Annotated in this window: 18 protein-coding genes and 1 tRNA gene; 9 read left to right on the forward strand and 10 right to left on the reverse strand. The window is 72.9% G+C overall.

Annotation, left to right across the window (positions count from 1 at the left end; all coding sequences use genetic code 11):
* The first annotated feature begins 5 nt into the window (after positions 1-5).
* From IPQ09_00405 to IPQ09_00420, 4 genes are all read left to right on the forward strand, one after another.
* On the forward strand, positions 6-461 hold the full coding sequence (locus IPQ09_00405; GenBank protein MBL0192681.1) for a hypothetical protein: 456 nt from the start codon (positions 6-8) through the stop codon (positions 459-461).
* A 93-nt stretch (positions 462-554) separates the two neighbouring features.
* Entirely contained in the window at positions 555-2,168 is a 1,614-nt protein-coding gene (locus IPQ09_00410; protein MBL0192682.1) for a hypothetical protein, read from the forward strand.
* Between the two features lie 74 nt (positions 2,169-2,242).
* A complete protein-coding gene (locus IPQ09_00415) occupies positions 2,243-2,386 on the forward strand; it encodes a hypothetical protein (protein ID MBL0192683.1) in 144 nt (47 codons plus the stop codon).
* A 104-nt stretch (positions 2,387-2,490) separates the two neighbouring features.
* Positions 2,491-3,291 carry a hypothetical protein gene (locus tag IPQ09_00420; protein ID MBL0192684.1) on the forward strand — a complete coding sequence of 267 codons (801 nt, stop codon included), beginning with the start codon at positions 2,491-2,493 and terminating at the stop codon, positions 3,289-3,291.
* 216 nt (positions 3,292-3,507) lie between these two features.
* Here IPQ09_00420 and IPQ09_00425 read toward each other — a convergent pair.
* From IPQ09_00425 to IPQ09_00450, 6 genes are all read right to left on the reverse strand, one after another.
* Positions 3,508-3,580: transfer RNA gene (locus IPQ09_00425), tRNA-Arg, on the reverse strand.
* An 81-nt stretch (positions 3,581-3,661) separates the two neighbouring features.
* The gene (locus IPQ09_00430; protein MBL0192685.1) at positions 3,662-5,521 is read right to left on the reverse strand and encodes a hypothetical protein; all 1,860 of its coding nucleotides are present in this window, start codon (positions 5,519-5,521) and stop codon (positions 3,662-3,664) included.
* 10 nt (positions 5,522-5,531) lie between these two features.
* Positions 5,532-6,395, reverse strand: coding sequence for a carotenoid biosynthesis protein (locus IPQ09_00435; GenBank protein ID MBL0192686.1), 864 nt, complete (start codon positions 6,393-6,395; stop codon positions 5,532-5,534).
* A complete protein-coding gene (locus tag IPQ09_00440) occupies positions 6,396-7,265 on the reverse strand; it encodes a UbiA family prenyltransferase (GenBank protein MBL0192687.1) in 870 nt (289 codons plus the stop codon). It abuts the gene before it with no gap.
* A 100-nt stretch (positions 7,266-7,365) separates the two neighbouring features.
* Entirely contained in the window at positions 7,366-8,250 is an 885-nt protein-coding gene (locus IPQ09_00445) for a hypothetical protein (GenBank protein ID MBL0192688.1), read from the reverse strand.
* Positions 8,251-8,329: 79 nt separating this feature from the next.
* On the reverse strand, positions 8,330-9,946 hold the full coding sequence (locus tag IPQ09_00450; protein ID MBL0192689.1) for a hypothetical protein: 1,617 nt from the start codon (positions 9,944-9,946) through the stop codon (positions 8,330-8,332).
* A gap of 208 nt (positions 9,947-10,154) precedes the next feature.
* On the opposite strand from IPQ09_00450, the gene IPQ09_00455 reads away from it, so the two are divergent.
* Positions 10,155-10,805 (forward strand): hypothetical protein, encoded by a 651-nt coding sequence (locus IPQ09_00455; GenBank protein MBL0192690.1) that lies wholly within the window; start codon positions 10,155-10,157, stop codon positions 10,803-10,805.
* Between the two features lie 61 nt (positions 10,806-10,866).
* Here the strand turns inward: IPQ09_00455 and IPQ09_00460 are convergent, their stop codons facing one another.
* Positions 10,867-12,831 carry a protein kinase gene (locus tag IPQ09_00460; protein MBL0192691.1) on the reverse strand — a complete coding sequence of 655 codons (1,965 nt, stop codon included), beginning with the start codon at positions 12,829-12,831 and terminating at the stop codon, positions 10,867-10,869.
* A gap of 64 nt (positions 12,832-12,895) precedes the next feature.
* Between IPQ09_00460 and IPQ09_00465 the strand changes: the two genes are divergently transcribed.
* Complete coding sequence (locus tag IPQ09_00465; GenBank protein MBL0192692.1) at positions 12,896-13,378, forward strand: GNAT family N-acetyltransferase; 483 nt, start codon at positions 12,896-12,898, stop codon at positions 13,376-13,378.
* Positions 13,379-13,402: 24 nt separating this feature from the next.
* On the forward strand, positions 13,403-14,515 hold the full coding sequence (yndJ, locus tag IPQ09_00470; protein MBL0192693.1) for a YndJ family transporter: 1,113 nt from the start codon (positions 13,403-13,405) through the stop codon (positions 14,513-14,515).
* A 162-nt stretch (positions 14,516-14,677) separates the two neighbouring features.
* Here yndJ and IPQ09_00475 read toward each other — a convergent pair whose 3' ends face one another.
* Both IPQ09_00475 and IPQ09_00480 read right to left on the reverse strand, forming a co-directional pair.
* Positions 14,678-15,565 (reverse strand): hypothetical protein, encoded by an 888-nt coding sequence (locus tag IPQ09_00475; GenBank protein ID MBL0192694.1) that lies wholly within the window; start codon positions 15,563-15,565, stop codon positions 14,678-14,680.
* Between the two features lie 162 nt (positions 15,566-15,727).
* Entirely contained in the window at positions 15,728-17,176 is a 1,449-nt protein-coding gene (locus IPQ09_00480; protein ID MBL0192695.1) for a DUF4403 family protein, read from the reverse strand.
* 122 nt (positions 17,177-17,298) lie between these two features.
* Between IPQ09_00480 and IPQ09_00485 the strand changes: the two genes are divergently transcribed.
* Together IPQ09_00485 and IPQ09_00490 are read left to right on the forward strand one after the other, a co-directional pair.
* Positions 17,299-18,240, forward strand: coding sequence for a hypothetical protein (locus IPQ09_00485; GenBank protein MBL0192696.1), 942 nt, complete (start codon positions 17,299-17,301; stop codon positions 18,238-18,240).
* A 534-nt stretch (positions 18,241-18,774) separates the two neighbouring features.
* Positions 18,775-19,461 carry a hypothetical protein gene (locus IPQ09_00490; GenBank protein ID MBL0192697.1) on the forward strand — a complete coding sequence of 229 codons (687 nt, stop codon included), beginning with the start codon at positions 18,775-18,777 and terminating at the stop codon, positions 19,459-19,461.
* Between the two features lie 97 nt (positions 19,462-19,558).
* On the opposite strand, the gene IPQ09_00495 is transcribed toward IPQ09_00490, so the two are convergent.
* The gene (locus IPQ09_00495; GenBank protein ID MBL0192698.1) at positions 19,559-20,503 is read right to left on the reverse strand and encodes an NmrA/HSCARG family protein; all 945 of its coding nucleotides are present in this window, start codon (positions 20,501-20,503) and stop codon (positions 19,559-19,561) included.
* Between the last annotated feature and the right edge of the window lie 21 nt (positions 20,504-20,524).

Genomic DNA, 20,524 nt, shown 5'->3' on the forward strand with positions numbered 1-20,524 from the left:
GTGGAATGAACGAGGCGAAGACGACGCGACGTGGACGGGGCTTGGCGCTGGCGCTCGTGCTGGCGACCTTCGTCGCCTGCAAGGCCGGGACTGTGTACGACGGAGACGGGACGTGCTTCGCTCCGGACCAGTGCCTCGATCGCTGCGGCGGCCGCGTGGTGGAGAGCGGCGTGTGCGGCTCGTGCCCGGCCGGCACGGTGTCGTCCAGAGAGTGCAGAATTGAGCTCGACGCGACCGCGCCCAACTGCGCGACCACCCCGTGCGTCCGCGCGATCCAATGCGTGAGCGCGTGCGGGGGCGCCGTGGTTCAGTCAGGCTGCTGCCCCTGCCCGGCCGGGACCTTCGACGACCTCGTGTGCAAAGACGCGGGCGCGGACGCGAGCGCGGACGCGGACCCGAGCGACGCGAGCGGAGACGCGAGCGACGCGAGCGGAGACGCCGCCGACGCGCGGACCGACTGAGGAGTCGCGCCTCGCCCCGGGAATAGTCAATCGGTCGGGAAAGGTCGCCCACGTCTTCGCGGCGCGCGCGCCCCGTCTGGTAGGCTCTTCCCCATGCTGGCCCGCGCGCGCGCCCTCACTCTCGCGACGCAGTCCACGTTCGCCACGTTCGCCACGCTCGCCACGCTCGCCGCGCTCGCCTTGGTCGCCGCGCTCGGCGGGCTCGGCTTGGGCGCGTGTGGCGAGGCGGCCCCCGGCACAACGCCCGAAGACGCGGGGCTCGAGGCGCGCGCCGCCGACTCCACAGGGCCGGACCCGTCGGACGCGGCGGTCCCGCCGGACGCTGCCGCGAGCGACGCGGGGACGGTGGACGCGGCGGTGATCGACGCGGACGCCGCGCCGCGCCCCGTACCGCCGCTGCCTTGGACCGACGACCCCTGCGCCGGAGTCGACGCGGGGGCCGATCCGTTCGCGGACGTCGTGCGGGAATACGCCCGGCAAGACGATCTCGCGCCGCCGGCCAAGGGCGGCCTCGTGGTGGTGGGCTCGTCCACCATTCGGCGGTGGCGCTCGGCGGCGAGGGTGCTCTCCGCGCACGATCCGCTGCAGCGCGGCGTGGGCGGCGCGCGCATGGTCGATCTCGCGGCGCACGCGGAGGCGCTCGTGCTGCGCCACGGGCCCGCGGGGGTGCTGCTCTTCGCGGGCACGAACGATCTCGCCGGGGGGAGCAGTCCGCGGGCGGTGATCGACGCCTACCGGTGCTTCGCCACGCGTCTGCACGCCCGCAGGCCCGGCGCGCCGCTGCTCTACGTCGGAATCACGCCGACGCCTGCGCGCTGGGCGGGCTGGGCCTCGGCGGCCCTGGTAAACCAGGAGATCGCGCGGCTCGCGACCACCCACCCCTCGCTGCGCTACATCGACTCCCCCGCGGCGTTCCTCGCGGCTGCGACCGCGGGCGAGCCGCCTCCCGCGCGGCTCTTCGTGGCGGATGGATTGCACCTGTCCGCCGAGGGCTACGCGCTCTTCGAGTCGACCGTTCTGCCCGCCGTGGCCGCGGCGCTCCCAAGCTCGCGCCTCCCGCTGCCGGCGCCGCCCACCCCCGGCACGTTGGTGCGTGTGGACCTCGGCCCCTCCAATCCGCTCGACGGCACGCCGGCTCCCGCGATAGACGCGTTCGGCATTCGCTGGAACAGCTGGCACGCGGTCGACGGGGGCCAGCAGGTGCACGCCGGGGAGGCGCTCCGTCGCCTGCGCGGCACGCGCGGCGAGACGACCAACGTGAGCCTGGTGATCACGGGCGGCTTCCGCGTGAACGGCCTCCGCAACGGCGGCCTCGTGAGCCCAGAGGCCTCGCGGCTCGGCACGCTCGCGGTGCCGGAGTCCACCGGGGACTTCTTCTACTCGGGGGATCCCGACGACGCCGCGGGGCTCGCGCTCGAGGGGCTCGCGCCGAGCGGGCGCTACACCCTGCGCCTCTTCGCGAGCCGCGCCGCCGCCGACGAGCGTCGCACGGGGTTCACCGTGCGGGGCGCGGGCGCAGCGCGCAGCGCGAGCGTGCAGACCAGCGGCGCGGGGCTCGGCGCGGGAGGCGCTCAGGCGAACGACCGCGAGGTCACCGTGCTCGCCGGCCTGACGCCGGACGCGCGCGGCCGCTTGTTCGTGGACGTGGATCGGTGGGTCGGCCCGTTCGCGTACGTGAACCTGCTGGAGCTCCAGGTCGACCCGTGACGCCGGCTCCCGCGCGGGATTTCACGCGGTCGCCCGCGTGGGGCCTGGCCGACTCATTGGCTAGCGTAGCCGCCTTGTCGCTCGCGAGTGACTCCTCGGCGGCCTTCGCGAACACGGCGACGTCGTCGCGGACTCCGGCGGGCAGCTTCTTCCAGTCGAACGCGGGCTGCGACACCGCGCCCGTGGCGCAGGCCGCGGCGATCGCCCGACGAAGATGACCCAGCGCGACGCGGGGCGAACGCGTCGTCGTGCCCGCGGAGACGGCGTGAGCGCGGCGCGACTCGAAATTGACTATGGCACGACACGCGCGATACTTCGCGGGATGCGAAACGCCTTCGTCGTCGCGACCGCCGCCTGCCTCGGCGCCGCCTACGCCTGCTCGACGTTCGGAGCGGGAGACCCCTCGAGCGACGCGGGCGACTCCCAAGCCCCACCGGCCGACCAGGGTGTCCCCAGTGACAGCGGTCCGCCGCCAGCCTTCGACGCGGGCTGTGAGCTCGTGAAGGACGACTTCGCCCGGGGCCTGGATCCGCGCTGGCGGGAGGTGCGAAGCGTTGACGCCGCCCCGGGCCGCTTCACCAACGGAGTCGCCGAGCTCGCCGCAGAAGGATACGGGACGTACTCGGTCCTGAACGCCCCCAACCTCTCACTCTCCGACGGCGCGGCCTACGACCCCAGCTATCTCGAAAGCTCGTTCGAGGCGCGCCTCGACACCAGCGGGACTGAGCCGAACGTCACCATCATGCAGGTCGTTGGCCTCTTCTCCCACGGAAACCTGGCCGTCGTCGCCACCACCTCTGGAAGCGCGCGCCGGCTCACGCTTCAGTACACCGGAAGAGCCGGCGTGGTGGTGAGCGCACCCGGGGTCGAAGTCGGGCTGTCGGATACCCTCTTCGTCAAGGTCGTCCTCACCCGGGAAGTGGGGACGAACAAAATGCATTCCCGAATGGACGTCGGGGCGAGCGGTGCCAGCACGAGCCTATCGGGCCTGCCGCTCGCGGCCCCAGGTGAGTTTGAAGTTGGGGTCAACTTCTTTCAGATCGGCCCGTTCACCAACTTCGGCAACCTCAAGGCGAACGTGGTCTACGACAACGTGGACATGCGGCGCTGCAAGGGGCCTTGATGGTAGCCCCGCGCTGCCGCGGCCGCGGGGGCGCATCCGGCTCAACGAGCTCCGACTCAACGATGCCGCCAGGCAACGCAAGGACCCAGAATTCGAGCGGCCGGCACCTGCGCCTGTCGCTGGTGAGCGGCGTGTGGGCGACGCTCGTAGCATCGAGGAGGGCCACGGCTCCCGAGCCGTTTCTGGCGGGCCGGCTACGTTGCCGAGATTAATGGGCGCCCCCGGCAGGAATCGGACCTGCGACCTTCGGTTTAGGAAACCGCTGCTCTATCCACTGAGCTACGGGGGCGAAGAGGCTTACCTGACCCGCGTGGTGTAGACCGGGAGCGGCTCGCCCTCAAGCGCGGACGGCGAGGGGGCCAGAAAACCGCTACTGGGCGCAGGTTTGAGGGGCGCCCGCCGGGGCCTGGAACGCGCCCACGCTGAGCTCACTCGCGCGGGGCCTGCCGAGGAAATCCACCGAGGGCGAAGCGCCTGTGGGCGCGCGCTTCACGATGGCGCAGGCCGGGAGCGCCGGGAGATCCAGGGCCGTGAGGTCCGCCCGCCACGCCGCCGGCGTCACCGCGCGCAACGCGAGGGCGAGGTACGGCACCCGCACGTTCGCGTCCGCGGCGGTCGAATAGGCCGAGAACAGCGCGATCGTGGGCGGCGTGTCTGCCTTCTCGAAATCGATGACCTCGGCGATCACGGTCGGCGTGGCGAGCACGTTGCCCGTCATCATGAGCGACGCGCCGTCGCGGCTGTAGATGCGCACGCCCGTCGTGCCGTTCTCCGAGCCCCCGCTGCCCGGGTGGACGAAGAGGTTTCGGTCGAGCGTGACGTGCTTGGCGTGGACGTTGGCGCCGAGGGCGAGCGAGGGCGCCACCACGACGGGCCCCGTGTGCACCGTGTTGTGCCGAAACACAATCTCCGGCCCGTCGGGGATGACGCACACCGGCCCCGGGTTGCAGCCAGTGTTCGCCTCGAGCCCGGTCGCCTGGAGGATCGCCTTCGTCTCCTCCATGCCGAGCAGGATCACGTTGTTCTCGGCGACAAACCCGCCACCTCCGGCCACGATCGCGCGCTGCGTGACCGCCATTCCCGGGTCGGCCGTGAGCTCTCCGAGATCGATGAGGTTGCGCCTCAAGCCCACCGTGGCGCCGCCGCTCGACGCGACGCCGAGCACCACGCAGCCGCGCTCGCACACATGACGCCCGAACCGCACGGTGTTCTCCGCGAGGCTGGCCGCGACCGGCCCCGTGAGGTTCACCGCCAAGAGGAGCGGGTCGGTGGTGCCCCCGAGCGACTTCGGCGCGCCGCCGAGGAAGAGGTTCCGCTCAATCTTCACCGGGGCTCCGGGCGTCACGCTGTCGGCGGTCACCGTGAGGTGGACCGCCCCGCGGATCCCCGAGACGCCGCCGGGGTCGAAGACGTTGTCGATGAACGAGCTCTCGCCAGCGTTCAGCAGGTAGGCGAGGTTGGCGGCGGTGCCGCTCGGGTTCTTGCCGATCGTGCCCCTGAACGACGAGCGGCGCACGACGACCGCGCCTCCGGACACGTCGAGGCCGACGCCGAACACCTGCGGCCCCTCGCCGCCGCCGAGGACGAGGCGCACGTCCGCGAGCTCGGTGCGCGCCTTCGGCCCCACGAAGATCGCGGTCGACGAGCGGTTGACCGTGGCCGCCTCGACGGTGAGCCCCTCGAGCAGCGCGCCGTCGCTGCCTTCGACGAAGCGCAGGGTGGCCGTGGCCCCGTCGTCGGTCGCCTTGAACAGCACCGTCTCGACCGGATCGGCGCTCGCTTCAGCGCGCGCGTTAGGTGAGCCCGCCGGGCGCTCGAAGGTCGCGCAGTCGTAGCCCCCGCGCAGCGTGACCCTGCGCGCGATCTTGAGCCCGACCGGCTCGCCGTAGCGGCCCTTGCAGGCGCGGATCTCCCCGAGCCCCTGCGACGCGGCGAGCGCCAGCGCGGCGCCGAGCGTCTTCAGCGGGGCGTCGGGCGCGCGGCCGTGCGCGGTGTCGTCACCGCGCGGGGAGACGAAGACGATCGGGCCGGGCGGCAAGGGAGCGGCGTCGCCGGCGTCGAGCAGCGGGCTCGGCACGGCGGCCGAGGCGTCCGTCGACGCGTCGACGGCGGGCGGGTCGGCCTGGCCGAACGACGCACACCCCGCGCCGAGCGCGACGAGCCCCGAGGCGCACGCCGCGCCCACACCGAGTAACCACCCCAGACGCCCCTGGGCTCGCGCCAAGCTCATGCCCGGCACGCTAGCTCGCTTGCCCCACCCCCGCCACCGGGGAGCGCGGCCCAGGGGTGGAGCGGGCTGTGAGCGCGAGGTACGGCGGCGCGAACGCGAGGGCATAGAGCACGAGCGCGAGTTGCTGACGCGCGAACACCGCGAGCAGGACGAAGAAGAAGAGCGCGCCCGGGATGCGCGTGACCAGGTCGGCCCGCGAGAGGGCGACGCGGCGCGCGAGCACGGCCCAGGTGAGGCCGGCCGACAGGAGCCCCGCCACCGCCACGAACGGCGTCTCGTCGACGCCGCGGGGGAGCCACCGGAACGCGAGCCACCAGCCCGCGAGGAGGAGGGCGTGCGCGGCCAGCGGGCCCACGAGCAACACCGCGGGACGCCCGCGCACGAGGGCCGCGCCGAAGGCGAAGAAGCCCCACCCGAGAATGCCAATCAGGGGCACGTGGAACGGCCCCGGCACGGTCCACCGCCAGAGGCCGGTGGCGACGGCGATGGGCTCGATGAGCGACGCGTCCGCCACGACGAGCGCGCACACGAGCGCCGCGAACGAGATCCGGCGCGCCTCACCGGCCTCGCCGACGAGGCCCCTCGCGAGATCTGTGGCCGAGAGCACGACGACAGGCCAAATGCAGACGATGGCGAGCGGGACCTTGTCGAGGAAGCCGATCCACCCGGGCGAGTAAAAGTAGAACCCGTAGAGCCGAATGCAGCTCTCCTCGCCCAGCCAGGCCGCGACGGCGAGCCACACGAAGCGCGCGACGAAGACGCGTATCTCGGCCTCGCGGCGCACGCGGAGGAGCATCCAAGCGGCCACGATCGCGACGCACGCGAGCTGAAGGGCGACCATGGTGGCGGGCGAGGGCGGCGGGATCGTGGGCATTCAGGCGGCTCCCGGGAGGCCGAGGCGCTCCCACACGTGATAGCTCATGAGCACGCCCGCGCCGAGCCACGTGAGCGCCACGCAGTCGGTGGTGGTGATTCCCCTCTTCACCATGCGGGAGGTCACCGCGAGCTGCGCGAGCGGGGCGACCGCCATCACCGCGATCCTCCAGGGCACGGCGCGCGCGAGATAGGCCACGAGCAACACCGAGAACGCGGCCACCATCTGGCCTGCGGCGATGCGAAAGCCGGTCTGGACGCCGAAGAGCACCGGCCAGGTGTGCACCTCGGCCAGGCGATCGCCCTCCGCGTCGCGCAGATCGTAGAGCACCTCGTAGCTGAGCTCGAAGAGGAAGAAGAAGAGCACGGTGGCCCCCACGGCGGCGGGCGAGACGTCCGGGCGCCTCGAGAGGAGCGCGAGCGGATAGCCAAATACGGTGATGAGGAAGCCCGTGGCGGACGCCGTGTTCTTCCAGAAGGCGAGCTGCTTGATGCGGCGCCGGCCCGGGAGGAGCGGCCAGTTGTAGGCGAAGCCGAGCGCGTGAAACGCGACGCGGAGCGGCGCCAGCACAGGGGCGAGCGCGAGCGTGAGGGCGAAGGAGAGCCCGAGCACCCCAAAGCCCACGGCGAGCACGGCGCGGCGGTGGCGCGCGACCCAAGCGGTGCCCGGGATGTCGTTCGCGGCGTCCTCTTTCAGGTCGACGACGCGGTTCAGGAGGTTCACCACGAACCAGTCGGAGGCGCACAGGAGGGCGAGGCCCCATGGGCGCGCGCCGCAGAGCACCCACGCGAACGTGAGCGTCCCGGTCGCGGCGATGACGACGATGTGGAGCCTCGCGATCGAGGCGAGCGTGGCGAGCGTGGTTCGCACGGTGAGGGGCGGGGCGGGGCGCGAGGGAGCGCGAGAGCGCGCGGCGAGACCTCTTACACTCCCGTACCTCACGCTCGCAAGGTCGGCGTCTCGCGGCGGGTCACAGGGGCGCGTCGGCGCGGGCGTCGGCGGGCGCGGCGTCGGCCCCCGCGTCGGCGGGCGGCGCCGCGTCGAGGCCGGCGTCGGGCTGCGGAGCCCCGGGCCCGAGGAAGATGCGTACGAACGAGAGCGACTCGCCCGGCTCGGGGGTCGCCGAGCCCGACGTGTACGTGGCGCCCTCGAACTCCACGGGGAACGGGAGCGGCGCGCACGTGGGGTGCGTCACGGTGACCTTGAGCGGCGCGCCCGTGGGCACGTTGTAGATGAGCGCGCCGTTGTTCTCGCCCGCCACGATCGACGTCCCGCTCCCGGGGAGGCCGTTCACCGTGTATTTCACGAGCGGCTTTGCGTCGCCGGGCGCCTCGATCGCCACGACCGCGCCTGTCTCGCTGGCGCAGCCGGTCTTCTTCACGACGCGGATGGCGATGAGCCCGCGGGTCTTGTCGTAGCCGTCGAGGAACGCGGAGAGCAGCTGCGCGGTCTGCTTGGCCAGCACGAGCGAGTCGCCGCGCGCGTAGGGGTCCTTCGTGACGAGGTACTCCTGTTCGATGAGCTGGTAGTGCTCCGGCGCCGTGAAGCGCAGCGTGAACGGAGTTCCGCGCGGCACGGAGAGCGTGTAGGTGCCGTCCTCGGCGGTCGTCGCCTGCTTACCCGCCGCGCTCACCGTGGCGCCCGCGAGCGGCGTCGCGAGCTGCACCACCATCGCCCGACCGGTCTGCGTCGCGAGCCCGGTCGGGGCCGCCGCCTCGGACGGGGTGCCCGCCTCCGGCGGAGCCACGGACGCGTCTGCTGCGCCCGTGACCGAGGTGGAGCTGCACGCCGCGGCGTGGGCGCCGGCGACGGCGAGCGTGACGGCGGCGAGGGCGAAGCGGGTGGCGCGAGGCATACGATACCCTACCACCGACGCGCCCGCGGCGGACACCGCCGCGCGCGGCGAGGCCGCGGGGCCCGGGTGGGCGAAGGGCTCACGGGATGTCGCGGACGAAGAGGCCGCTGCCCGCCTCGGTGAACACCAGCAGCTTGCCGCCGGGGGCGACGAGCGCGGCGAGATCGACCCCTGTGACGAGCGGCTTCGGGGCGCCCGTGGGATCGACGAGCTTGTAGTCGACCACCGGATACTTGTCGCCCGCCACGGTGATCTCGCGCTCGTTGTGGCCGAGCACCACGGCGTCGGTGCCGTCGATCTTCCCCAGGAAAATCGAGGCGCTCCCCAGGTCGACGTCGGCTCCGCCGGCGACCGCGCGCGCCTTGAGCGAGGGCGTGGGCGCGGCGACGTCGGGCACCCAGAGCACGTAGCGGCTGGCGTGCGTGAAGCCGAACTCGAGCGCCGTCGCCGTGGGTACGACGCCCACCGCGGGGCCGGGGGTGGCGAGCGTGGAGAGCTGGAGATCGAAGAGCGAGCCGTCGGCGCCGCCCGGCGGGAGCTTGTGCGACAGCACCGTCCTGAAGTCGCGGGCGACGCCAAGGATGCCGACCAGGCCCCCGTTGGGGAGCAGCTCGGTCGGCGTCGCGGGGGCGACCGTGTTGGCCTTCTTGAGCGCGCCGAGGCGGGTCCGGTACACGACCGTCGAGCCGTCTTGCGCGATCTGCCCCTCCGCCACGCCGGACGCCTCGATCGCGAGCTCGGTGACGGCGGTCGCGCCCACGCTGTACACGGCCGCGGCGCCGCCGGTGCCCGTCCCGGTGATGCGCTTCGCCGAGAACACCTTGTCGCCCGTCGCGCTCGCCGAGAGGAAATAGGGGGCGAGCCCAGTGTCGATCTGGAGGATGGCCCCGGCAGGGGTGGTGCGGCGCGCCGTGGCGGTGAGGCCCGTGCCCGTGCACGTGGACGAGAACAGGTTCTGCCCCACGAACGTGTAGAACGCGGGGCACGGGTTGGCCGCGCTGCCGTCGCCCAAGGCGTTCTGCACCACCACCACGTTGGCGGCCTCGAGGGTCGCCGGCGCCGTGACGAGCTGCGCGGTCGCGCCCGTGCCGCGGACGAAGGCGAGGCGCGCGCCGTCGGCGGAGGCGTCGACCTCGTAGATCGGCGAGACGTCGGCGGCGAGCTTGAGACCGGTCGCCTTGGTCCACACCGACAGGCGGCCAAGGCCCGTGTCCTCGTTGACCGCGGTCCACACGCCGACCGCGCCGCCGATCACCGACACGACGTCGTCCGTGTCGGCCCCCTCGAGCACGAGATCGGGGACGATCACGGTGACCGCCCCGCCCGTCGGCGACACGGCCTCGAGGCTTATCTTGGCGCCGTACCGGTGAAAGATGATGGTGCCATCGAGCAGCGTGCTCACCACCTCGAGCTCACCGGAGGCGAGCTTGCGCCCCTGCCCGGCGGGGCCTCCGTCGGCCTGGGCGTCGGGCTTGCCCGCGTCGGTGGGCGGCGGCGGGGGGGGAGGAGGCGTGCTGCCGTCCGGTCGAACCACGGCGCCATCGGGCTCGGTGGTGACCACTCCGGAGTCGCGGTACACGGGACTGTCGTCGACCGGCGGATCGTCGCCACGGCAGGCCCCGACGGCGAGGGCACCAAGAGCGGCGAGGAGCGGGAACGCGCGGCGGCGGAGCGACCGGAAGGAGAGAGGAGCCATTCGCCGAGCTTACCGCGAAACGCCGCGTCGTCACGCCGCGGTTGAGGCGTGCGGGGGTGCCCACGCGGCGCGCGTTGACAGGCTGTCAGGGCGCAGGGGCTCCCGAAGCGCGGGCCGCGACAGGGTGTCATCGAGTGGCCGGCGGGCGCCCATTTGTCGAGAGATCCAGCCCGCTAGCGCTGGCACGCCCCTCGCTATTCGGTGAGGCATGACCTTCACACTCTCCCTGCTCTCCCTCCTCTCGCTCCTCTCGCGCGTGTGCTGGCTCGGTGTGGGCGTTGCGCTCGTGTGGATGCTGCGCGCGTCGGTCGCCCGGCAAGAGACCGAGTGCCGCCCGTTCGCTTCTGGACCCGCGCCCGCGCCGGCGCCGCGCGCGCCGCCAGCGCCGGAGAGCCCCGCGCCCGTCGCGCGAGTCACGCCTGATCCCCCCTCGACGGGCTGGGTCGATCCCTCGGCCGCTCTCGCTGGCCCGCGCGAGCTGCGCGAGATCCGTCCCGGCTGCCCGCGCGACGCGGTGAGGGCGCGCACAGCTCACCACACGCGCGTGCTGCTGCCTCGAGAGCTCGCGTCGTGGATGTTGGACCAGGAGGCGTCTGCGCCGCTCCGACCCACGAGAGCCCTGCCCGAGTCGCGCTTTGGCCAGATCGTGGGCCTTCGCTTGGTGCGAGCGCCTCGGGGCGAATCGCTGCAGCGCCTGGGCTTCGAGCCGGGCGACGTGGTGGAGACCCTGAATGGCTACGATCTCGCGACGCCCGACCACGCCCTCGAGGCCTATGCGCGCCTTCGGACCGCCGACCGTTTCGTGGCCGTCGTCGAGCGCCGAGGTCTCCCGCACGTCGTGTACGTGACGATCTGCTGAGCAGCGCGCAGGGATTGGCGGCCCCGACCGAGGGGGCTGTCAGGGGGCTGTCAGGGCGCTGTCAGGGCTGCCGCGAGCCTTCACGAGAGGGCACCGCGTCCCTGCGCTCCACGAACGTCACCAGCACGGTCGCGAGGAGGAGGGCGTTCGACGCGGCCATGATCTCGTACCGAGACGCGAACCACCGCGAGATAGCGAAGTACGCCGCGAGGTAGCCCGCCGCCGGCAGCGCGAGCCGGGGGATGACCGTCACCGACATCATCGCGGCGATGAGAAACCAGATGTAAGGGATGAGGCGCTGGCTCTCGTCGGGCGGCACCTTCGCCAGCCATGAGCCCACGTGCATCATGAGCTGCGCGAAGAAGGCGATCGCGAGCGCCCCGAGGATCGCCCGGTTCATGGCGGTGCGCCCCATCGAGCGCCGCGCCACGAAGCCGCTGATGAGCACGACGCCGAGCAGCGCGCCCGGCACGGGCACGAGCGCGCCGTAGTCGGGGTTCGCTGCGTAAAACTGCCCTACGAGGAGCGGCACCAGAATCCACAGGAGGCCGAGCACCACGAGCAGCGCCGCGCGGCCACGGCGACCGGCGTTCGGGTCCATGTCTTTCCCGAGGGCCTCGAGCGCTTGCACCCGCGCGGCCGAGCGGGCGGCGCGCCCCTCGAGCTCCACGACCTCGGCGGAGAGCGCCTCGTCGGGCGGGTCGAGCCGAGCCACGAGGAGCCGCGCGGCGCGGGGATCGTCGTGCGCGATCTCGTAGCGCGCCAGGCGGACCGTGGCCTGGCGCAGGCCGGCGCGCGCCTGCTCATTGGCCGACCACTCCTGGAGAGCTTGGCGAAACCCGAAGGCACACTCGCCGAAGAGGTTGTAGATGGCCTCGCGCCCCTCGGCCGTGCCGGGCGCGGCGGCGGCGAGGCGCCGCTCGAGCTCGGCCAGCGAGGCCTGTGCCCCCGCGGCGAGGCGGTGCGACGCGCGGTGATCGAGGTAGCGCTGGATCGCGAGGCGGAGGGCCTCGGCGCTCGGCTGCCGAGCCTCGCGCTCGTGCGCCATCGCGGTCTGCCACGCGGCGACGAGCTCGGGCGGGGCCGACTCGGGGACCGGCGGCGGCGCCGCCATGCTCGCCATGATCTCGACGAGCGTGTCGCCCTCGTGCGGCGGCCGGCCCGCGACGATCTCGTAGAGCGTCGCGCCGAGCAGGTACACGTCGGTGCGCTCGTCGGGCGGAGCGCCGCCGAACATCTCGGGGGCCATGTAGAGGGGGGTGCCGGCGATGTCGATCGCCTCCTCCGCGAGCGGGAAGCGGTTCGTACCGTCGTCCGTGAGGGCGACGGCGATGCCCCAGTCGAGCACGTACACCTCGCCGAACTCGCCCACCATGATGTTGTCGGGCTTGATGTCCCGGTGGACGATCCCCCGGCGGTGGGCGAAGTGGACGGCGCTGCAGACCTGCATGAGCGTGCGCAGGTGCCACTCGAGCACGTCGGAGGTGGCGAAGCGGGCCTCGACGAGGTCGGGGTCGGCGAGCAGATCGCGGAGCGAGACGCCCGAGATGCGCTTGAGCACGAGCATCGGCGAGCCCTCTGCGTCGAGGCCGAGGTCGTACACGGGTACGACGTTCGGGTGCTCCAGCGAGCCCGTGATGAGCGCCTCGCGCAGCAGCCGACCGATGCCGAGCCCGCTCGCGTGCGGCTCCTTGCGGAGCGTCTTGACCGCGACGTCGCGCCCGAGCGAGCGTTGCGTGGCCGAGCGGACGATGCCCATCCCCCCCTCGCCGAGGACCGGCCCGAGGGCGAGGCCGCCGGCGGGCCCCGCCGAGAACACGCCGGGGGCAGCGCCGCGCAGGTGCGCGAGCGTGTCCAGGGTCCACCGCGGGTCGGCCGGGCCGAGCGGGCCGATGGTGGCCGCCATCGCGAGCGTGTCGAGGTCGTCGGACGACGCGCATGGCTCCAGCGTGTCGGTGATCGCCGGGGACGCGCCCTCGGCCGGCGACGAGGGCTCGGAGGAGTCGGGGGTGATCGTCGAGTCCATGGCGCTACGCCAGACTACACGTGCGGGCCCACCGTGCGCGTGATGCTGCGGTAGAGTCGAGGCCATGAAGATCGCCCCGGCAGATCTCGAGTCGCCCGCGCTCCGGGCGCTGCTCGCCGAGCACCTCGAGGAGATGCACCGCGTGACGCCCGCCGGCAGGGTGCACGCGCTGCCGCTCGAAGCTCTTCGCGGCGCGGACGTCACGATCTGGTGCGCGTTCGTCGGCGACTCGCTCGCCGGGTGCGGCGCGCTGAAGGCGCTCGACCCGCGCCACGGCGAGCTCAAGGCCATGCGAACCGCGCGCGCCCACCTGCGCGCGGGCGTCGCGAGCGCCCTCGTTCGGCACCTGCTCGCCGAGGCCGAGCGTCGAGGGTACGAGCGCGTCTCGCTCGAGACCGGCAGCAGCGCGGCGTTCGACCCCGCGCGGCGCCTCTACGAGGGCTTTGGCTTCGCTCCGTGTGGGCCGTTTGGTGACTATCGCCCCGATCCCCACAGCTCCTTCCTGACCCGACCTGTGGGAAGCTCCCGCGCCCGGACTTCCCCCTGAGGGCGAAGACGCCACGCCACGCCCATGCCTACGAGCTCGCCCCCGCCTCCCTCGACCCCCGCGCCTCCCGCGCCTCCCGTCGCGCTGCGCGCCGTCCCCGTGGCCCTGACGAGCCTCGCGTGGCTCTCGCTCGTGGGCGCGCGGGCCTTCCCACAGATCGGCGAAGCGCTCGTGGGGCTCGCCGTCGCCACGTGGGTGCCGCTCGGGCTCGCGGTCATCGGCGCTCGTGACGAGCGCGATCGCCATCCACCCGCGGCGATCGCCACGCTCGCGCGACGCCTCGTGGTCGTCGCCTCGCCCCTCGGGGTGGCGTCGTTCACGTTTCCACCGGGGCGGTTCGCCGCAGCCCTCGCGAGCGCCTGGCTGGTCGCGACCCTCGGCGTCGCCGCCGCGGGCCTCGCGCGGCTCGCGCGGCGTGGGCCGAGGCCCATCGAGGAGACAGCGATCGACGTGGGGCAGCTGTATTTGCCAGTGGGCGCGGCGTGGCTCGTCGCCTCGCGCGGCGCGCTCGAGCCGCTCGGCTTCCACGAACCCATCGTGCTCTACACGTCGGCGCACTTTCATTTCGCGGGCTTCGCCGCGCCCGTGATCGCGGGGCTCCTCGGGCGGGACCTCGGCGTCAGCGCGGCGCCGGGCGCAGCTCGTCGGCGCGGCGCCGGAACGGCCGTGCGGCGCGCGCACGCGCTCGCGACGCTCGTGGTCCTCGCTGGGGTGCCGCTCGTGGCCGCGGGCATCACGCTCTCGCGGCGCCTCGAGTCCCCGGCGGCGCTGCTCCTCGGCGCGGGGATGTTGGTCATTTCGGCGCTCCTCGCACTCGCCGGGCTGCGTCGTCTCCTCGGCCGCGCCGCCGTGCCCGAAGGCGCGCTGGGCTCGCTCCGCGCGCGTCTCAGCGGCGCCCTCCTCATCGTCGCGTCGCTGTCGCTCGTCGGCTCGATGAACCTCGCGGTCGCGTTCGCGCTGACGGGCTCGGCGGGGCGCGGCGCCGGCCCTTCGCGAGGCCTCATCTCCTACTCGGCGATGGCGACGTACCACGGCGTCGCGAACGCCATCGGCTTCGCGGGGTGCGCGCTGCTCGCGTACGCGCTCGCGGCGCCCGAGCGCCACGCGACCCGCGGCGAGGCGGGCCCCGTCGAGTAGCTCGCGCGGGCGCCGCCGCCTCCGCCGCTCGCTTCCCGCAAAGAGGCTCGCTCGGCCTTGACGTCCCGCGCGCCCACCATGGCGGCGGCGGCCGATCGCAGTCGTCGAAGTCCGCGTGGTCGCCGAGCAAGCACGCGGGTCTCGCGGGTCTCGTTTGTCGCGCTAGGCGAGCGCCCCGTCGAGGAAACGCAGCGCCTCGAGGGTGCCTATCTCGCGCAGCCACGGCTGATCGTGCGGGCCGGGCGCGACGCGCAGCTCGTGGCGCACGCCGCGCTTCGCGAGCTCGCGTGCGAGCGCGCGGGTGGGGCGCAGGTACGGATCGCCGAGGCTTGACACGAGCTGCACGCGCGCCCGCGGGCCCACGGCCAAGCCAGGGACCGCCGCGAGCTTCGCGGCGTACGCGGGCGCGCTCGCCTCACCGATGGCGGTCTGGACGCCGCTCACCGCCCCGAACCGCGTGGGGTGAAGGAGCAACACGTCGAGCGCGACGGCCCCGCCGAGTGAGCACCCCGCGAGCCCCACGCGCTCGTCCCCCGGGTGGACCTTCGCCTCGAGGCGCGCCCGGGGGACGAGCGAGTGCACGAGCCAGTGCGCGTACCGCGCCGTGGCGGCGCGATCGCCGGACACGTTCGGCATGTGAGGGCACGCGAGGACGAGGCCGGCGAAGGGGCTCGCCGCGAGCTCGGCGGTGAGCTCGCGCGCGCGATCCGACGTGAGGTACCCGCGGGCCTGCGTGGCCGCGAACGGCGGCCGGCGAAGGCGCGCGTACGACGAGAGCAGGCCGTACAGCTCGATCCACGCGAAGGCGCCCGCGCGCTCGTTTCCGGTCTCGCCGAGACCGTGGAGCAGCAACGCGAGCGGAGCCGGCCGATCCGCGGGCAGGTGTCGCGGCTTCACGAGGGTGAAGCGCCGCCCCGCCTCGCGGAGATCGCGCACCTCGACGCCAGCCTCGGCGAGATCAGCGCGGAGCGCGTCCGCCGCGGCAGACCGCGCGAGCGCGAGGCCTGCGGCCGGGAGGGCGTGAAAGAGGGCGCGACGTGTGAGGAGCATTCTCGCCAGTGTAGCGCTCGCCAGGCTGCTCCGCGGCTCCCCTTCGCCTCCCGCTCGCCTTCCCCCCCCGACTCACCTGCTTGGCACTCGGATATCGCGCATTCGCGTATTCGCGTATTCGCGTATTCGCGTATTCGCGCATTCGCGTATTCGCGCGCTCAGTCATTGCGCCACGAAGCTGGCGCTCGCGCCCCCGCCGCCGGTCGGGCACGGCATGGAGACGCTCGCCCGGCCGGTGATCCCGACGTAGACGCGGAGGTACTGCGCGTGGACGTGCACGCCGCTCACCTCGATCTTGTCGGCCTCCGCCTTCACGCAGCCTTGGCCGTTGCCGAAGGCGAGGTCGGTGGAGAGCTTCTGCTTGACCGGCGCGAGGCGCTCGCTGAGGTCGAGGCGCAGCGCCGCGCGCGCCTGATCACGGATGTTCGACGCGTCGAGGCGCGCCTTCAGGTTCACGAGGAAGCTCGTGGTCTCCACCGTGGGCTCGAGGTCGGGCACGCGCAGCTCGTTGTCGACGACGACGGGGTGGCCCGTCATGAAGAGATCGCCGTTGAGCTGGAGCCCGATGCCGTATTTTTTCACGGGTCCGCCGAGGTGGAGCTTCAGCACGATGCGATCAGCCGCTGCGTAAATCTCGGGGTTCGAGAGATAAAGCTCAGGATATTCTTTCGAGAAGAACAGCTTCCCGTCGGTGAAGGCGAGCCCCATCGCCTTCGCCAGCTCGTCGTAGCGCGCGGCGATGGGAATGCTCACCGTGAACGGGCCTGGCTGGAGCGTGGCGACGTTCGCCAGCGGGGGTAGGGCCTGGGGCTTGTCGTCGACCGCGCACGGGATGGTCACGCTCGGCGCCACGACCATCGCGAGATCGCGCTCGAGGCCGTCGGCCATCACGAGCGGCCCCGCCTCGACCCCCAGCACCTTCAGGTAGGCGCACCCCTTCGCGTCGCCGAGCGGCAAGGGGATGGGCCGCGCGATGCGCTGGAACGACTCGCCCAGCGTCGGGCGGAGGTCGTAGGAGAACGCGAGGAGCTTGGTCTCGATCTCGTGCTGGAGCTTCGGCAGCACGTCGGCGAGCTTGTCGACCGCGCGCACGAGCTTGCCCTGCGACGACACCTTCACGTCGAGCGATTGCAGCTTGGCGACGTACTCCGAGGTGACGACCGGCTCCGCCTGGATCGCGAAGTCGAGGGGCACGTCGAGGCTGCTGATGGGCAGATCGGCGTTGGCGTCGACGTGGAGCGAGAGGCCGATGCGCCCGCGGTCGAACTTGAGCCCGATCGGACCTCGTCGCCACGTGTAGCGTCGGTCCTTGCCGAGCATGGGGAAGGTGCCCTCGCCTGTCTGCGGCACGGTCTCGTCCAGCGCCTTCGCGAGCCCGGCGGAGGTGACCGTGGTGTGCATGACGACGCGGGACGGCGCCGGATCGGCGATCGCCTCCCCTGGCGTCGACGGAGGGCGCGGTGGGTAGAGGGCCTCGCCGCCGCCGCACGCGCCGAGGCCCAGCGTGGCGACCGTGGCGAACGCGGCGAACGTGGCGAGCGTGGCGAGCGTGAGCGCGGAGGCCGCGCGGACGACGGCGCGGCCCTGGGGCAGGGAGCGAGGGGTCTTCATCGGGGCCGGAGGAGAGTCTCTGGCGAGCGCCGTGTCAATGCGGGGCGCGGCCTCGATCGTGCGGGTCGGGGCGAAGGCCGGCCAAGTGGCGCTCGCACGCCCGCGTCCCCTACGATGCGCTCATGTGCTGCTTCTCTGCCCCCACCGCCGTGCACGGCACGACGCTCTTCGCGCGGCTCGTGCGACCTGGAACGCAGCTCCTCGTCTACCAAATGCGGTACTCCGCGAAGACGCCCACGGCGATGATCTTGCCGCTGCCCGTGGCGCTCCCCGCGCGTGAGGACTCGGTGCGCTTCAAGAGCTTGAAGGCCTACCCCGAGCTGTTCGCGCACCTGGCCGCTGGATTCCCCGAGCCCCCGCGGCGCGCGGTGTGGGGCTCCAAGAGCGTCGCCGCGTCCCAGGCGGCCCCGACGCTCGCGGTGCACGACGTGGGGGACTTCGTGGCGACGTTCATCCCGTCGCAGCGCGACTTCGGGCGCGTCGATCCACGCTTCGCGCTGCGGCCGGAGGTGTGGGCGAAGCTGCCGGCCTACCGCGACTACGGCTTCGCTGTCTTTCAGCTAAAGGGGCTCGCGGGCACGCCGCACCCGATCGCGTTCGAGCTCGACACACGCCTCGACGCCGCCCTCTTCCTCCCCACGGTGCACATCCACGACGGCGAGGTGCACGACACGGGGGATTTCGATCATGCACTCTACATCCAATCGGCGGCGCTCGACGCGCGCGCCGGCGACTACGAGGGCCCAGAGGTGGTGGACGAGAAGACCGGGTTCGTCCGCTCCCAGGGCCCCGCGCGCGCCTTCGTGGAGACCGAGCGGGCCGATGAGTCGCGAGGGCTCGTCGATCCGGAGCTGCTCGTGCACCGGCGCACGCTGCAGGGCACTCTCCCGAACCGCGACACGTTCGTGGACCTCAAGAAGATCGCGGCGTCCCCGCGCGGCTGCTCGCGCTGCTCCACCCCCGGAGGCTCGCTCGGCGACGCGGCCGTGCCGCTCGGCCTCACGATGGCGGGGCTCGGCTGGGTCATCGATCGACGCCGCCGCCTGCGTGGCACTCGCACATGAGCGGACCTCGAGCCCTCGCGGAAGAGCCACGCGCGCTCGCGGCGCTCGTCGCGTGGCTAGGCCCTTGGGCGCCTGCCCGCGCCCCGCGCGGCGTCACGCGGGCCACCTGGCTCTTGCGCGAGGGCGCGCCGCGCGGCCGGCGGGCTCGCCAAAGCGGCGCGTGGCGCTCCGCGGGCGGAGGGCGGCTCGAGCCTACGCGCCTCGAGGCGTATGTCTACGAGCCAGAGGCCGCGGCGCGCGGCCCCGCGCGCCGCGAGCCCGAGCAGCCCGTGATAGGCACCTTTGTGGTCGCGCCCGGCCTCCACTTCGACGGCCCCGCCGATCCACGCTTCGACCGGTTCTGCCGAGTCCTCGCGCGCGCCGGATTCCGCGTCGTCGCGCCGTTCCTCCCTTCCTATCTCGAGTTGCTCGTCACCCCCGAGGCGCCCGAGGACCTGGAGGTGTGCGCCCTCGCCACCGCGCAGAGGTGGCTCCGGGCCCGGCGAGCGCCTCACCCTCTTCAGCATCTCGTTCGGGTCCTGGCCCGCGCTCGAGGTGGCCGCGCGGCAGCCCGAGCTCGTCGACGCGGTGATCACCTTCGGAGGGTACGCCGACTTCCACGCGACCGTGCAGTTCTGCGCCGACGGAGTGGTCCACCTGCCTGGTGGCGAGCGCGCGCTGCGCCCGTTCGATCCGCTGAACCCGCCCGCGCTGTTCGTGAACCTGCTGCCCTGGCTCGACGCCCCTGCCGAGGCGCACGAGCCCCTGGCCGAGGCGTGGCGGGAGCTCGCCTACCGCACGTGGGGCCGCATGGAGCTGAAGGCGCCCGGGAGGCTCGCCCCGTTCGTGGAGAGCGTGGCGGAGGGCCTGCCCGAGGAGCAGCGCGCGCTCTTCCGCGTGGGGTGCGGAGCGAGTCCGGGCACGGCGACGCTGGTGGCCGAGGCGCTCGCGCGCGCCGGCGCCGCGTTCGACTTCGCGAGCCCGCGCGAGGCGCTCCGCAGGCTCTCGTGCCCCGTCGTCGTGTGCCACGGCCGTGACGACGACGTCATCCCGTGGACCGAGGCGGAGGCGCTCCACGCCGCGCTCGCAGGCCGGCCCTCGCGCCTGTTCGTGACCGGGCTCTACGACCACACGGGCTCGGCCCTCCCCTCCCCGCGCGCCGCGGTGTCGGAGGCGGCGACCCTCCTCGGGCTCGCTCGCGTGCTCGCCTCAGGCGGCAACGTGCGGGCCCTCGTGCGCTGAAGAACACGCCGGCAAGCGGGACGCTCCCGCGCCAAGGCTCGACACGTCGCGAGCACCGGGCGCGCGGGGATGCGCGCCCGGTGGCACGACTCGACACTCAGGAGATGGCCATTCTCGACTTGTTGCGAGCGAGCCAATCGGCGAAGCTTTGGAGCTCCGGGTTCAGCCCCTTCGAGAACGCGATGTCCCTCGCTCCGCAGAACTCGGCCTCGAAGTCGCGCTTGTACTGGAACATGTTCGCCAGATCGTCGGCGCCCGGGAAGCCGAAGGTGGCGTACACCTCCGGGGGCACGTAGGCGTAGGCCACCGGCTGCTCGAGCGCGCGGCCGAGCGCCGCGGCCATCTCCTCGCCCGTGAGGTGCTCGCCGGCGATGCCGACGGTCTTGCCGGCGAGGTCGGGCCGCTTGAACACGCCATACGCACACTTGCCGATGTCCTCGGCGGCGATGCCGGGCAGCTTCTTGTCGGCCATCGGCAGCACGAAGGCGAGCTTGCCGTCTTCGCCCTTCCTCGGGCCCATTCCAAAGTATACGAGGTTATCCCAATAGAACGAGGTGAGCAGCATCGTCGTGGGCACTCCGGCCTCGGTGAAGAACCGGTTCGCCTCCCCCTTGGCGTCGAAATGGGGCACCTTGTACTTGTCTTTCAACGTGGGCATGCGAGCGTCGCTGACAGGCACGCGGAGGCGGGTGTCCTCGAGGGTCGACCACACGGCGTGAGACACGCCCGCGGCCTTGGCCGCCTTCGCGAGCGACGCGGCCTGGGCCATCTCCTTCTCCGGCGAGAAGTGCTCCCAGAAGTTCGTCACGCAGAACGCGCCGTACGCGCCGGCGAACGCCTTCTCGAGGCTCGCGTCGTCGTCGAGGTCCGCGGCCACCACCTCCGCCCCGAGCGCCGCGAGCTCCTTGCCCTTGTCGCCGTCTGGCTTGCGCGTGATCGCGCGCAGCGCAAACCCACCCTGCTTGTCGGCCAAGATGGCCCGCGCGAGCCCCCCGCCCTGAGCCCCGGTCGCGCCCGTCACAGCGATGATCTTCTTGGTCATGTTCGTCCGTCTCCTGGTTGG

Source organism: Myxococcales bacterium, from assembly GCA_016720545.1.
In the GTDB taxonomy this organism is placed as follows: Bacteria; Myxococcota_A; Polyangia; order Polyangiales; family Polyangiaceae; genus JAAFHV01.

Coding starts and splice junctions, on each gene's coding strand:
- IPQ09_00405 (MBL0192681.1), top strand. CDS start 6: ATGAACGAGGCGAAGACGACGCGACGTGGACGGGGCTTGGCGCTGGCG.
- IPQ09_00410 (MBL0192682.1), top strand. CDS start 555: ATGCTGGCCCGCGCGCGCGCCCTCACTCTCGCGACGCAGTCCACGTTC.
- IPQ09_00420 (MBL0192684.1), top strand. CDS start 2,491: ATGCGAAACGCCTTCGTCGTCGCGACCGCCGCCTGCCTCGGCGCCGCC.
- IPQ09_00430 (MBL0192685.1), bottom strand. CDS start 5,521: ATGAGCTTGGCGCGAGCCCAGGGGCGTCTGGGGTGGTTACTCGGTGTG.
- IPQ09_00435 (MBL0192686.1), bottom strand. CDS start 6,395: ATGCCCACGATCCCGCCGCCCTCGCCCGCCACCATGGTCGCCCTTCAG.
- IPQ09_00445 (MBL0192688.1), bottom strand. CDS start 8,250: ATGCCTCGCGCCACCCGCTTCGCCCTCGCCGCCGTCACGCTCGCCGTC.
- IPQ09_00450 (MBL0192689.1), bottom strand. CDS start 9,946: ATGGCTCCTCTCTCCTTCCGGTCGCTCCGCCGCCGCGCGTTCCCGCTC.
- IPQ09_00455 (MBL0192690.1), top strand. CDS start 10,155: ATGACCTTCACACTCTCCCTGCTCTCCCTCCTCTCGCTCCTCTCGCGC.
- IPQ09_00460 (MBL0192691.1), bottom strand. CDS start 12,831: ATGGACTCGACGATCACCCCCGACTCCTCCGAGCCCTCGTCGCCGGCC.
- IPQ09_00465 (MBL0192692.1), top strand. CDS start 12,896: ATGAAGATCGCCCCGGCAGATCTCGAGTCGCCCGCGCTCCGGGCGCTG.
- yndJ (MBL0192693.1), top strand. CDS start 13,403: ATGCCTACGAGCTCGCCCCCGCCTCCCTCGACCCCCGCGCCTCCCGCG.
- IPQ09_00475 (MBL0192694.1), bottom strand. CDS start 15,565: ATGCTCCTCACACGTCGCGCCCTCTTTCACGCCCTCCCGGCCGCAGGC.
- IPQ09_00480 (MBL0192695.1), bottom strand. CDS start 17,176: ATGAAGACCCCTCGCTCCCTGCCCCAGGGCCGCGCCGTCGTCCGCGCG.
- IPQ09_00485 (MBL0192696.1), top strand. CDS start 17,299: ATGTGCTGCTTCTCTGCCCCCACCGCCGTGCACGGCACGACGCTCTTC.
- IPQ09_00495 (MBL0192698.1), bottom strand. CDS start 20,503: ATGACCAAGAAGATCATCGCTGTGACGGGCGCGACCGGGGCTCAGGGC.